Source organism: Georgenia wangjunii, from assembly GCF_036421975.1.
Lineage (GTDB): Bacteria > Actinomycetota > Actinomycetes > Actinomycetales > Actinomycetaceae > Georgenia_A > Georgenia_A wangjunii.
Map to the genome: position 1 here is coordinate 363,971 of NZ_JAZGON010000001.1, position 12,389 is coordinate 376,359.

11 protein-coding genes are annotated in these 12,389 nt (G+C 74.4%); 4 read left to right on the forward strand and 7 right to left on the reverse strand.

Annotated features, from left to right (window positions below):
* Positions 1-28: 28 nt before the first annotated feature.
* The gene (locus tag V2J63_RS01610; RefSeq protein ID WP_331229225.1) at positions 29-1,468 is read right to left on the reverse strand and encodes an amidase; all 1,440 of its coding nucleotides are present in this window, start codon (positions 1,466-1,468) and stop codon (positions 29-31) included.
* A 137-nt stretch (positions 1,469-1,605) separates the two neighbouring features.
* Here V2J63_RS01610 and V2J63_RS01615 point away from each other — a divergent pair, with 137 nt between their 5' ends.
* Positions 1,606-1,776, forward strand: a complete 171-nt coding sequence (locus V2J63_RS01615) for an antitoxin (protein WP_331229226.1) — start codon at positions 1,606-1,608, stop codon at positions 1,774-1,776.
* A 94-nt stretch (positions 1,777-1,870) separates the two neighbouring features.
* On the opposite strand, the gene V2J63_RS01620 is transcribed toward V2J63_RS01615, so the two are convergent.
* Positions 1,871-2,710, reverse strand: a complete 840-nt coding sequence (locus V2J63_RS01620; RefSeq protein WP_331229227.1) for an SDR family oxidoreductase — start codon at positions 2,708-2,710, stop codon at positions 1,871-1,873.
* A gap of 254 nt (positions 2,711-2,964) precedes the next feature.
* Between V2J63_RS01620 and V2J63_RS01625 the strand changes: the two genes are divergently transcribed.
* The gene (locus V2J63_RS01625) at positions 2,965-5,058 is read left to right on the forward strand and encodes a prolyl oligopeptidase family serine peptidase (protein ID WP_491062211.1); all 2,094 of its coding nucleotides are present in this window, start codon (positions 2,965-2,967) and stop codon (positions 5,056-5,058) included.
* A 186-nt stretch (positions 5,059-5,244) separates the two neighbouring features.
* Here V2J63_RS01625 and V2J63_RS01630 read toward each other — a convergent pair whose 3' ends face one another.
* The 5 genes from V2J63_RS01630 to dnaK all read right to left on the reverse strand — a co-directional run bounded on the left by V2J63_RS01630 (position 5,245) and on the right by dnaK (position 10,472).
* Positions 5,245-6,150 carry a hypothetical protein gene (locus V2J63_RS01630; protein WP_331229229.1) on the reverse strand — a complete coding sequence of 302 codons (906 nt, stop codon included), beginning with the start codon at positions 6,148-6,150 and terminating at the stop codon, positions 5,245-5,247.
* Between the two features lie 226 nt (positions 6,151-6,376).
* Complete coding sequence (locus V2J63_RS01635) at positions 6,377-6,796, reverse strand: heat shock protein transcriptional repressor HspR (RefSeq protein ID WP_331229230.1); 420 nt, start codon at positions 6,794-6,796, stop codon at positions 6,377-6,379.
* 26 nt (positions 6,797-6,822) lie between these two features.
* On the reverse strand, positions 6,823-7,824 hold the full coding sequence (locus tag V2J63_RS01640) for a DnaJ C-terminal domain-containing protein (RefSeq protein ID WP_331229231.1): 1,002 nt from the start codon (positions 7,822-7,824) through the stop codon (positions 6,823-6,825).
* A gap of 108 nt (positions 7,825-7,932) precedes the next feature.
* On the reverse strand, positions 7,933-8,589 hold the full coding sequence (gene grpE / locus V2J63_RS01645) for a nucleotide exchange factor GrpE (protein ID WP_331229232.1): 657 nt from the start codon (positions 8,587-8,589) through the stop codon (positions 7,933-7,935).
* Positions 8,586-10,472: a molecular chaperone DnaK gene (gene dnaK, locus V2J63_RS01650; protein ID WP_331229233.1), complete on the reverse strand. Its 1,887-nt coding sequence runs from the start codon at positions 10,470-10,472 to the stop codon at positions 8,586-8,588. The genes grpE and dnaK overlap by 4 nt, the downstream gene beginning before the upstream one ends.
* 185 nt (positions 10,473-10,657) lie before the next feature.
* On the opposite strand from dnaK, the gene V2J63_RS01655 reads away from it, so the two are divergent.
* Both V2J63_RS01655 and V2J63_RS01660 read left to right on the forward strand, forming a co-directional pair.
* The gene (locus tag V2J63_RS01655) at positions 10,658-11,599 is read left to right on the forward strand and encodes a phosphatase PAP2 family protein (RefSeq protein ID WP_331229234.1); all 942 of its coding nucleotides are present in this window, start codon (positions 10,658-10,660) and stop codon (positions 11,597-11,599) included.
* A complete protein-coding gene (locus V2J63_RS01660; protein ID WP_331229235.1) occupies positions 11,599-12,372 on the forward strand; it encodes an endonuclease/exonuclease/phosphatase family protein in 774 nt (257 codons plus the stop codon). Before V2J63_RS01655 ends, V2J63_RS01660 begins: the two co-directional genes overlap by 1 nt.
* The last annotated feature ends 17 nt before the right edge of the window (positions 12,373-12,389 follow it).

Below are 12,389 nucleotides of genomic sequence, written 5' to 3' on the forward strand. Positions count from 1 at the left end.
TCACCTCCCGGCGGGCGCCTGACGCCCCCTACGCGACCCCGGGCGCGAACGCCGGCCACGGGTCCGCCTCCTCGAGCTGCGCGGCGAGGGCGAGGAGCAGCTCCTCCTGCCCGGTCCCGACGGCGCCGAGCTGGACCCCGAAGGGCAGCCGGGCGCCGTCGACGTCCGCTCGGTGGAGGGGGACCGAGATGGCCGGCGCGCCCGTGATGTTCCACGCGCTCGTCCATGGGGTGAAGGCCTTCTGCGCCTCGAAGTCGGCCACCGGGTCCGCGTCGTCGCGCATGGCTCCGACCGGGACCGGCGGCTGGGCGAGCGTCGGAGTGAGGACGACGTCGAGCCCTGCCCACGTCGTCGCCGCCTGCCGGGCGAGGCGCTGGACCGCCCCGAGGGCCTCGGCGTGCTCGAGGGCGGTGACCGTGCGGCCCTGGTCGCGCATCCAGCGGGTGAGCGGCACGAGGAGCCCGTCGCGCTCGGGTGGGACCGGGGCCGAGAGCGCCCCGACCGCCCACAGCGGGCGGAAGGCGTCCCACTGCTCGGGGGTGAAGGGGACGACGGTCGGCTCGACGTGGTGCCCGAGCTCCTCGAGCAGCCGGACGGCCCGCTCGACGGCGGCGACGGCGGCGGGATGCACCGGGGCGCCCGCGACGTTGACCGGCTCGAGGAGGACGCCGATCCGCAAGGCGCCCGGGCCCCGGTCGCACGCGTCGAGGTAGGTCGTCCCGGGCGGCGGGAGCACGTAGGGGTCGCCGGGCCAGGGCCGGGCGAGGACGTCGAGGAACGCGGCCGTGTCGCGGACGGTCCGGGTGAGGACGCCGTCGGCGGTGAGCCCGGCACCGTCGACGCCGAGCGGCCCCTTCGACACCCGCCCGCGCGACGGCTTGAGCCCGACGAGCCCGCACACGGCGGCGGGGATGCGGATCGAGCCGCCGCCGTCGTTGCCGTGCGCGACGGGGACGATGCCCGCGGCGACCGCCGCCGCGGCGCCGCCGCTCGAGCCCCCGGCGCCGCGCGCGAGGTCCCACGGCGTGCGCGCCGGGGCTGCGACGTCGGGCTCGGTGTACGGCGGGAGGCCGAGCTCGGGCGTCGTCGTCTTGCCGACCATGAGCGTGCCGGCCTCACGCAGGAGAGTGGTGACGCCGTCGTCGGCCGGGGCGACGTAGCCCGCGAGCGCGGCGCTACCGGCCTCGAAGGGCAACCCGGCCACCATCGTCAGGTCCTTGACGGGGCACGGGACGCCGAGGAAGGGCGGGAGCGGGTCGTCCTCGGCGCCCCGGCGGGCGAGGTGCTCCGCCGCCGCGCGTGCCTGCTCGCGGGCGTGCTCCTCGGCCACGTGGACGAACGCGCCCACCGTGGGCCCGATCCGGCGTGCCCGCTCGAGGGTGTGCTCGAGGACCTCGGTCGGGCTGACGGCACCGGCCCGGACCGCGGCGGCGAGGTCGAGGGCGCTGAGGTCGTGGAGCTCGCTCATCGCCCGAGGCTAGCCGCCTCGACGGCGGGGCACTCCCCCTGGCCGGGCCGCTCCGCTCCGGTTGCCGACCCCGGCCGCGGCGCGCACGCTCGAGGAGGAGCACCGCAGGCGGCGGTGCCGCGACGGAAGGAACCGAGATGGGTATCGGCGACAAGGCGAAGGACGCGCTCGGCGGCGAGAAGGGCGAGCAGGCGAGCGACAGCGCGCTCGACAAGGGGTCGGACTTCGCAGACGACAAGACCGGCGGCAAGCACGGCGACAAGATCGACAAGGGCCGCGACGCCGCGGACAAGAAGATCGGCGGGTAGCCCTCACCGGAGGCCGGGCGAGCGCCCGGTCATGCGGTTCGACGGCGGCGGGCACCACGCCCGCCGCCGTCGGCATGTCCGGGGTCGGCCTCTCCTAGGGCCGGCGCCAGTCGTCGGACTCGAGGGCGGCGCCGGCCATCGGGCCCATCTGAAGCATCCCGCCGTCGACGGGCCAGGACGCCCCGTTGACGTAGGACGCCTCAGGCGAGCAGAGGAAGCGGACGACGGCGGCGATCTCGCGCGCGTCCCCGGGCCGGCCGACCGGGATGCCGGGCGTGGCCTTCTCCCCGCCCGCGAGCACCGACTCGTCAGTCATCCCCGTCATCGGCGTCGCGATGAGTCCCGGCGCGACGGCGTTGACCGTGATGCCGTGCTCGGCGAGCTCGAGGGCGGCGACCCGCACGAGGAGGCCGAGGCCGCCCTTGGCCGCGCAGTAGGGCGCGGCGCCGATCTTGGGGGCGTGCTCGTGGACGCTCGTGATGGCGACGATGCGCCCGCCGCGCGCCGCCTCGACCATGTGCCGGGCTCCGGCCTGGAGGCAGGAGAACGCCCCGTCGAGGTCGACGGAGACCACCTCGCGCCACGTGGCGAAGTCGAGGTCGAGCAGGAGCGTCGACGTGCCCGTGCCCGAGTTGAGGACAAGGGTGTCGAGCCCGCCCATGGCGCCGGCGAGCGCGTCGACGACGGCGCCGCCCGTCTCCGGGTCAGTGAGGTCGAGGTGGCGCACGTACGCCTCGGCGCCCGCCGCACGCACCTCCTCCGCCGTGCGCTCGGCGCCCTCCTCGTCCGTGTGCCACGTGATGCCGACGTGGCGCCCGGGCGCCGCGAGCGCCACGGCGGTCGCCCGGCCGATGCCGGAGTCGGAACCGGTGATGATGATCCGGCGCGGGACGTTCCCCGTGGCCTCGTCGATGGGGTTCGGCTCTGCTGACACGTCTCCTCCTTGGTTCCTCGGCGCCGACCACGCGGGCACCGGTGGGGCGGGAGACCCAGGGTGGCGCGGACGCACGGCCCTCGCACGCGGACGCCGCCCCACCCCGCTCCCCCGGTCGGCGCCCGTGCCGAGGACGACCGAAGGCACCGGTGCGGGGCACTCGCGCGCGAGTGCGTGATGGGATGGGCCGCGTGACACACATCGAGCCCGACGCGGCCACCACCACCCCCACCGCCCCCGGGGCAGCCGACCCCGTGCCCCTCGACACCCACGCATGGCTCGAGGACGTCGAGGGCGAGGCGCAGCTCGCCTGGGTGCGTGAGCGCAACGCCCACGCCACGCAGGCCCTCGCCGCGTCCGAGCGCTTCGAGGAGATCCGCTCCGGCACGCTCGAGGTCCTCGACTCCACGGACAAGATCCCCGGCGTCGTCCAGCGCGGCGAGTTCCTCTACAACTTCTGGACCGACGCCGAGCACGAGCGGGGCCTGTGGCGCCGCACCACGTGGGAGTCCTACCGCACCGCCGAGCCCGAGTGGGAGGTCCTCCTCGACGTCGACGCGCTCGGCGCGGAGGAGGGCGTGGCCTGGGTGTGGCACGGCGCGACCGTCCTGCGCCCGAGCTACGACCGCGCCCTCGTCTCGCTCTCCCGCGGCGGCTCCGACGCCGACGTCACGCGCGAGCTCGACCTGACGACGCGCACGTTCGTCACCGACGGCTTCACCCGCTCCGAGTCCAAGGGCGGCATGTCCTGGGCAGACTCGACCGGGGACGAGGTCTTCGTCTACACGGACTTCGGCGAGGGCTCGATGACGACGTCCGGCTACCCGCGCACCGTCCGCCGCTGGCGGCGCGGGACGCCGCTGGAGCAGGCGCCGGAGGTCTTCGCCGGGAACGCCACCGACCTGTCGATCGGCGCCGGCCACGACTTCACGCCCGGCTTCGAGCGGGACGTCGTCGTCCGTTCCTACGCCTTCTACGACGCCGAGATGTATCTCCTCGGCGCGGACGGCGCGCTCCGCCTCATCGAGGTCCCCCGCTCCGCCGAGCCCGACCTCCACCGCGAGTGGCTCACGGTCGAGCTGCGTGAGGAGTGGGAGGTCGGTGGCCGGTCCTACCCCGGCGGCAGCCTGCTCGCGATGACGCTCGAGGACTTCCTCGCCGGTGGGCGCGACTTCGAGGTGCTCTTCGCACCGACCGAGGCGACGTCGCTCGTCGGCGCGACGTGGACGCGCCACCACCTCGTCCTCAACGTCCTCGAGCACGTGAGCAACCAGCTCGAGGTCCTCACCGCGCCGGCGCCCGACGCGCAGGACCGGGCCTGGCGCCGTCGCCGGCTCGACCTCACCGCGTCGGGCACGGCCGCGTGGCAGGCACCGCGGCTCGCGACGATCGCCGTCGGCGCCATCGACGCGGACACCTCCGACGCCCTGTGGCTCACCGCCTCGGGCTTCCTCACCCCGACGACGCTCTCGCGCCTCGACCTCGACGCCGACGGTGCGACCGTCGCGCTCGAGCCGCTCAAGGCCATGCCGTCCTACTTCGACGTGGCGGGGCTCGACGTCTCCCAGCACTTCGCCGTCTCCGACGACGGCACCCGGGTGCCGTACTTCCAGGTCTCCCCCGCACCGCTCGCCGAGGACGGCGACGCCGCACCGCGGCCGACTCTGCTGTCCGGGTACGGCGGCTTCGAGATCTCGCGTCTGCCGGGCTACTCCGGCGCGACCGGCCGCGCGTGGCTCGAGCGGGGCGGCGTCTACGTCGTCGCCAACATCCGCGGGGGAGGGGAGTACGGACCGCGCTGGCACCAGGCGGCGCTCAAGGAGAAGCGGCACCGCGCGTACGAGGACTTCGCCGCCGTCGCGCGGGACCTCATCGCCCGGGGCGTCACCGACGCGGCGCACCTCGGCGCGCAGGGCGGCTCGAACGGCGGGCTCCTCATGGGCAACATGCTCACCGGCTACCCCGAGCTGTTCGGGGCGATCGTGTGCCAGGTGCCGCTCCTCGACATGAAGCGGTACAGCCACCTCCTCGCCGGCGCCTCGTGGATGGCCGAGTACGGCGACCCCGACGACGACGCGCAGTGGGAGTTCATCAAGACGTTCTCCCCCTACCACCGCTTCGCTGCGGAGGCGGGGTACCCGCCGATCCTCTTCACGACGTCGACCCGCGACGACCGCGTCCATCCGGGGCACGCCCGCAAGATGGCCGCGCTCATGCTCGAGGCGGGCAAGGACGTCACGTACTACGAGAACATCGAGGGCGGCCACGGCGGCGCGGCGACGAACGCCCAGTCCGCGCACATGGCGGCGCTCGCGTACGAGTTCCTCTGGCAGCGCCTCGGTGGCTGAGGCGCTGCCTCCACCGGCGCGCGAGGCGTCGGGCACGCCAGGGAGCGCGGGGGGCGGACGGCAGGCGCGCGTGAGACCGCACCCTTGTGGGTGAGACCGCACCCTTGATCAGCGGTGCCCGCCCAGAAGGGTGCGGTCTTCCGAGTGGCGGCGGCCGACGCCGCCCGAACGTGCTCGCGGCCGGTGTCAGTACTGGCTGTTGCGGATCTTCTTGTTGACGCGCACGAGCCACACGATGCCGATGATGAGCACGATGAAGCCGAGGAAGCCGACCCCGAGGCCGACGATGAAGGCGATACCGGCGCCGATGAGCCCGCCGATGTCGAGCGGGGGCGTGACGAGGAGGGTCTGGTCGGCCGACGGCGGGAGGTCGCAGTCGATCGTGTAGGTCCCCGCCTCACCGGTCGTGAACTCGACGCCGTAGAGGACGGTCTGGCCGTCGATGCCCTGGCCGTTGGCGTCGGCCTCCGTGCTCGGCACGGGCTGACCGTCCGGGCCGGTGATGTCGCACGTGAAGTTGGCGTCCGAGGCGAGGCTCTCGCGGTAGACGACGCGCTCGGCGTCCGCCGGGAGGTCGACCATGCCCGGGTTGGCGACCGTCACGCCGTCGTTGGCGATGTCGCCGATGGCTCCGGCGCTCCCGGCAGCGGCCACCGCGAAGCCGATGATGGGCCCGAGGATGAGGAGCAGCGCACCGATGACGAGCGTGATGACCGCTCCCTTGCGCTTGGGCCTGGGGCCCTGCGGGGCGCCGCCGTAGCCGCCCGGGTAGGCAGGCTGGCCGTACCCCTGTTGGCCCTGCCCACCCTGCCCGTACGACGGCGGGCCGGACGGCTCGCCGTAGGACGGCGCGCCGGACGGCTGGCCGTAGGACGGCGGTCCGGACGGCTGGCCGTAGGAGGGCGGTCCGGCGGGCTGGCCGTAGGCGGGCTGGCCCTGGTCCCCCTGGCCGTACGTGGGGCGCTCGCCCTCGGGCAGGCGGCGGCCGTAGCGCGGCTCGTCCGCGGGACCGGTGGCGGGCGGGCCGTACGGCCCGGGTCCGGGCGCGGCGCCCTCGTCCGGGCGCGGGCTGTCGTTGTTGGGCGTGCTCATGGTCATCCCTTGGTCGTCGTCCTGGCGCGGGAACGCAGGGCGCCCCCTCCGAAGCATGCCAGGCCGAGCGCACGCGCGGCGGTGGTCGGAGCCCGCGCTAGCCACGTCGCCGAGGCCGAGCGCGCGTGCGGGGGCGCCAGAGCACGCGCAGGCCCCCGGCCCCCGGCCCCCGGCTCAGCGCACGTCCGGCGGTCGTCGGTGCACGCGCGAGCCACCCCGCCCCGGCTCAGCGCGCGTGCGGCGGCCGCCAGAGGACGAGGGCGCCGACCTGCCGGCGCTCGGCGCGTCGCCCGCGGCGCAGCTCGCTCACCTCGCCGCTGGGCCCGGCCGCGAAGACGCGCTGGTCCGCAGCCGCCCGGGCGCGCAGGAGCTCGTTCTCGGCACGGGTGCGCGCGAGCTCGCGCTCGAGGTCGAGGATCCGCTTGATCCCGGCGAGGTTGACGCCCTCCTCCTGGGAGAGGCGCTGCACCTCGCGCAGGAGCGCGACGTCGCGCGCGGAGTAACGCCGACCGCGGCCGCGGGTGCGCTGGGGGGAGACGATGCCGAGGCGGTCGTACTGGCGCAGCGTCTGGGGGTGCATGTTCGCCAGCTCCGCGGCCACGGAGATGACGAAGATGGGCACGTCCTCACGTCCCTGCACTGCCATCACTCCTCCTCAGCTCGCTCGGGGCCTCAGCGCACGGCCTGCGCGCGGAGCTCGGCCCGCGGGTCCTCCCCCTCGGTCGCGGCGGCGAACGCCTCGACGGCGTCCTTCGCCTTGCCGCGCAGGTTCTTCGGCACGGCCACGGTGACGGTGACGAGCAGGTCACCGACCTCGTTGCCCGTGCTCACGCCGTGCCCCTTGACGCGCAGCGTCCGTCCCGACGGCGTCCCCGCCGGGACCTTGACCCGTACGCTCTCGCCGTCGAGCGTCGGCACGTCGATGCTCGCCCCGAGCGACGCCTCGGCGAACGTCACCGGGACGGTGACGCGCAGGTTGCGGCCCTCGAGCGCGAACACGGGGTGCGGCTCGACAGCGACCGTGACGACCATGTCACCCGGCTCGCCCCCGGCGGCGCCGGGGTTGCCCTTGCCGCGCAGGCGGATCTTCTGCCCGTCCTGCACCCCGGGCGGGATGCGGACCGTCATGGTGCGCCCGCTCGTCGTCAGCTGGACCGTCGCGCCCTCGACCGCCTGGCGGAACGGGAGCCGCGCGCTCGTCGCGATGTCCGCGCCCTTGCGCGGTCCCCGCGGCCGGCCGCCGAACCCGCCACCGCCGCCGTTGAACATCCCCGAGAGGATGTCCTCGAAACCACCACCGCCGCCTCCGCTGGTGGAGTAGCGCACCCGCGGCCCGGCACCTCCCGGAGCGCCCGCACCGAACATGCCGCCGAAGAGGTCCTCGAAGCCTGCGGCACCGCCCGCGCCACCGGCGCCGGCGGAGAACCGCGCCCCGCCGCCGGCCATGGCCCGCACGGCGTCGTACTGCTTGCGCTGCTCCGGGTCGGAGAGCACGGCGTAGGCCTCACCGACCTCCTTGAACCGCGCCTCGGAGCGGGCGTCGCCGGGGTTCTGGTCGGGGTGGAGCTTGCGGGCGAGCGAGCGGTAGGCCTTCTTGACCGCCGCCGCGTCGGCGTCCTTGGGAACACCGAGCACCGCGTAGAAGTCCTTCTCGAACCAGTCCTGACCCGTCATCGCCCCTCACCTCCTTCTCGCGACGCTGCGACCAGCGCCGCGCCTATCGTTCCCGACGACGCCGCCGGCCCGGTCCCGAACGCGGACCGGGCCGGCGGCCGGTGCACCCTACTCCGGGCCGGTCACCGCGACGCGGGCCGCCCGCAGGACGCGCTCACCCACCCGGTAGCCCGGCTGGAGCACCTGGGAGACGGTCGTCCCCGTCGCCTCGGCGTCCGTCGAGTGCATGAGCGCCTCGTGGACCACGGGGTCGAACTCCTCCCCGACGGCGCCGTACCGCGTGACGTCGAACCGCTGCGCGAGGACCGCCTCGAGCTTCTCGGCGATCGCCGCGAACGGACCGGTGAGGTCCCCGTGAGCGCGTGCCAGGTCGATGTCGTCGAGGACGCCCATGAGCGCCTCCGCGACCGCGACGACGCCGGCCTGCTGCTGCTCGACCGCCGCCGACTTCGACCGGCGCACGTAGCCGTTGTACTCCTGCTCGAGGTTGTACAGGTCGGCGTTGCGCCGGGCGAGCTGCTCGGCGAGGTCGGCCGCCTCGGCCTTCGCCGCGGCGAGGGTGCCGTCCGCGACGCCGTCCCCGGCGCCCTCCGGTGCTGGGCCGGCGGAGGGCACGTCACCCTCGGCGCCGGCCGGCACCTGCTCCTCGGGTGACGTCGCGCCCGACGGCGTGCGCACCTGTCCCGTCTCCGGGTCGATGCGCCGCTTGTCGCGGACGACCGGCTCGTCCGGGACCTCGGGCGGGGTCTGCGGCTCGGGCGTCACTTGGCCTCGTCCTCGTCCACGATCTCGGCGTCGACGACGTCCTCGTCGGTGCCGCCGGCGGTGCCGGCCCCACCGGTGGCGGACTCGTCGAAGCCCGGCGCGCCCTGCGGGCCCGCCGCACCCTCGCTCTGCTGGTTGGCGTACAGCGCCTCGCCGATCTTCTGCGCGGCGGTGTTGAGGGCGTCCTGCTTGGCGGAGATCGCCGCGACGTCGTCGCCCTCGAGGGCCGTCTTCAGCTCGTCGACGGCTCCCTGGACCTCGGTGCGCACGTCCTCGGGGAGCTTGTCGGCGTTGTCCTTGAGGAGCTTCTCGGTCGAGTAGGCGAGCTGCTCGGCCGTGTTGCGGGTCTCGGCCTCCTCACGGCGCTTCTTGTCCTCGGCGGCGTGCGCCTCGGCCTCCTTGACCATGCGGTCGATCTCGTCCTTGGGCAGGGCCGAGCCGCCGGTGATGGTCATGGACTGCTCCTGGCCGGTGCCACGGTCCTTGGCGGAGACGTGGACGATGCCGTTGGCGTCGATGTCGAAGGTGACCTCGATCTGCGGCATGCCGCGCGGCGCGGGGGCGATGCCCGTGAGCTCGAACGTGCCGAGCGCCTTGTTGTCCCGCGCGAACTCGCGCTCGCCCTGGAACACCTGGATGAGCACGCTCGGCTGGTTGTCCTCGGCGGTGGAGAAGACCTCGGACCGCTTCGTCGGGATGGCCGTGTTGCGCTCGATGAGCTTGGTCATGACACCACCCTTGGTCTCGATGCCGAGGGAGAGCGGCGTGACGTCGATGAGGAGGATGTCCTTGCGGTCACCCTTGATGACGCCGGCCTGCAGGGCCGCGCCGACGGCGACGACCTCGTCCGGGTTGACGCCCTTGTTGGGCTCCTTGCCGCCGGTGAGCTCGACGACGACGTCCGTGACGGCGGGCATCCGGGTGGAGCCACCGACGAGGACGACGTGGTCGATGTCCTCGACCTTGATGCCGGCGTCGGCGATGACGGAGTGGAAGGGGGCCTTCGTCCGCTCGATGAGGTCCGCCGTCATCTGCTGGAACTGGGCGCGGGTGAGCTTCTCGTCGAGGTGGATCGGGCCGTTCTCGCTCATCGAGAGGTACTGGAGCGAGATGTTCGTGCTCGTCGTGGACGAGAGCTCCTTCTTGGCCTGCTCGGCCGCCTCGCGCAGGCGCTGCAGGGCGATCTTGTCCTTGGACAGGTCGACCCCGTCCTTGTTCTTCACCTGCGAGACGAGCCAGTCGACGACGCGCTGGTCCCAGTCGTCGCCACCGAGGCGGTTGTCGCCGTTCGTGGCGCGGACCTGGATCGTGGAGAACTCGTCCTCGTCCTTGCCCACCTCGAGGAGGGAGACGTCGAACGTGCCGCCACCGAGGTCGAAGACGAGGATGAGCTCGTCCTCCTTGCCGCGCTCGAGGCCGTAGGCCAGGGCGGCGGCGGTGGGCTCGTTGACGATGCGCAGGACGTTGAGGCCGGCGATCTGACCGGCGTCCTTCGTCGCCTGGCGCTCGGCGTCGTTGAAGTAGGCGGGGACGGTGACGACGGCGTCGGTCACCGGCTCGCCGAGGTACTGCTCGGCGTCGCGCTTGAGCTTGCCGAGGATGCGCGCGGAGATCTCCTGCGCGGAGTACGTCTTCTCGTCGACGGCCACGGACCAGTCGGTGCCCATGTGGCGCTTGACCGAGGAGATCGTGCGGTCGACGTTCGTCACCGCCTGACGCTTGGCGACCTCGCCGACGAGGACCTCGCCGGACTTGCTGAAGGCGACGACCGAGGGCGTCGTGCGCGCACCCTCGGCGTTCGCGATGACCGTCGGCTCCCCGCCCTCGAGGACGGAGACCACGGAGTTGGTGGTACCCAGGTCGATCCCGACAGCTCGTGCCATGTGTGTACAGCTCCTTCGTGTGCGAGCCGGTCGTCCCGGCCCAGATGTTGAGTCGTCCGCACTCAAGTCTGCGCGCTGCGCTGATCCTGTCAACTCGGCGCGGCCGAACTTGAGTCTGACTGGCTCAACCTCGGCTGCGGGCACGGTATTCCCGGCACGGTGGCCGCCGGCGTTAACGTGTGCCGGTGCCCCCCTCCTCGACCGCCCGCCGCGGCGCAGCCCGCCGCGCGGCCGCCCTCGCGCTCGCGGTCTGCGCGCTCAGTGCGCTCGGCGTCCTCGCGCTGTGGTGGCTCTTCGTCACGACCGCGCCCGGCCAGCGGGTCGAGGAGATCGCGCTCGAGGGGTCGAGCATCGGGCGCTGGCGCCTGGCGGAGGGCACGCAGGCCGTCCTCGACGTCGTCTCGGTGCCCTTCCTCGCGCTCGTCACCCTCGCCGGCGTCGCCGCGGCCGCCCTGCGCCGCCAGTGGCTCCTCGCCGTGGCCGTGCCGCTCATGGTCGGTGGGGCCAACGTCGCGACCCAGCTCCTCAAGTACGAGATCCTCACGCGGCCGGACGTCGGGATGGACTCCGCCCACGCGAACTCACTGCCGAGCGGCCACACGACGGTCGCGGCGTCGGTCGCCGCCGTCGCCGTGCTCGTCGCCCCGCCGCGCTGGCGCTGGCTCGCCGCCCTCGCCGGGTGGGGCTACGCCGGTGGGACGGGTCTGGCGACGATGGTCAACGGTTGGCACCGCGCCTCCGACGTCGCGGCGGGCCTCCTCGTCGCCCTCGCGGCGGCGGCCCTCGCGCTCGCCGTCGTCGGCCCGTCGGGACCGGGACGGGACCACTCCCCCACCGCAGCGACGACGTCGCTGCTCCTGTCCGCCGCCGGAGTGACCGGTGCGGTCGCCCTCGTCGCGCTCGCCCTCACGTGGGCCGGTGGGGACCCGGTGGACGCGCAGGGCCGGGGAGCGCTCCTCCTCGCCTACGGCGGCGCGTGCGCCGGGATCCTCGCCGTCACGTGCGCGGCGGCCGGCGCCCTGCTCCGGCTCGGTACGACGCCCGACGACTCCTCCGACGGCGTCCGCCCCCACGGCGGCAGCACCCGGCCGGGGGCCCGGCGACCTCCCGCGGGGCAGCCCCGCTGATGCTCCTGACGACGTGGAACGTCTTCCACGGCCGCAGCCCCGAGGACCTGCGGGTCGACGCCGGGCGCCTCGCTGACGCGGTCGCCTCGCTCGGCCCCGACGTGCTCGCGCTGCAAGAGGTGGACCGCGGGCAGCCGCGCTCGGACCACGTCGACGTCACTGCCGTCGCCGCGGAGGCGATGGGAGCCGCGCACGCGCGGTTCGTGCCGACCGTCATCGGCGAGCCGGGGTTCTCCTGGCGCGCCGCGACGGTGGACGACGCAGGCGCGGCCGCGGACGCCTACGGCGTCGCGCTCCTCTCGCGCCTGCCGGTGGAGTCCTGGCACGTCCTGCGCCTGCCTCCCGTCCGGGCGGTCCGCGTCCCGGTGCCCGTGCCGGGCACCCGCCTCCTCCTCTGGTTGCGCGACGAGCCGCGGGTCGTGCTCGCCGCGCGGCTCCGCAGCCGGGCCGGCCTGCTCACGGTCGCCTCGACGCACCTGTCCTTCGTGCCGGGGGCGAACGTCGTCCAGCTCCGCCGCGCCGCCCGCTGGCTCCGGACCCTCGGCGGCCCGGCGGTCCTGCTCGGCGACCTCAACCTCCCGGCCGCCGTCGCCGACCGCACGCCGGGGCTGAGGGTCCTTGCCCGGGCACGCACCCACCCGGCGTCACGGCCGCGCTGGCAGCTCGACCACGCTCTCGGGTCCACGGGAGTGCCCCGCGTCGTCCGGGCGGAGGCACGCCGCCTGCCCGTCTCGGACCACCTGGCGCTGCAGGTCGAGCTCGAGGGGACCTGAGGACCCACGTACCCGGG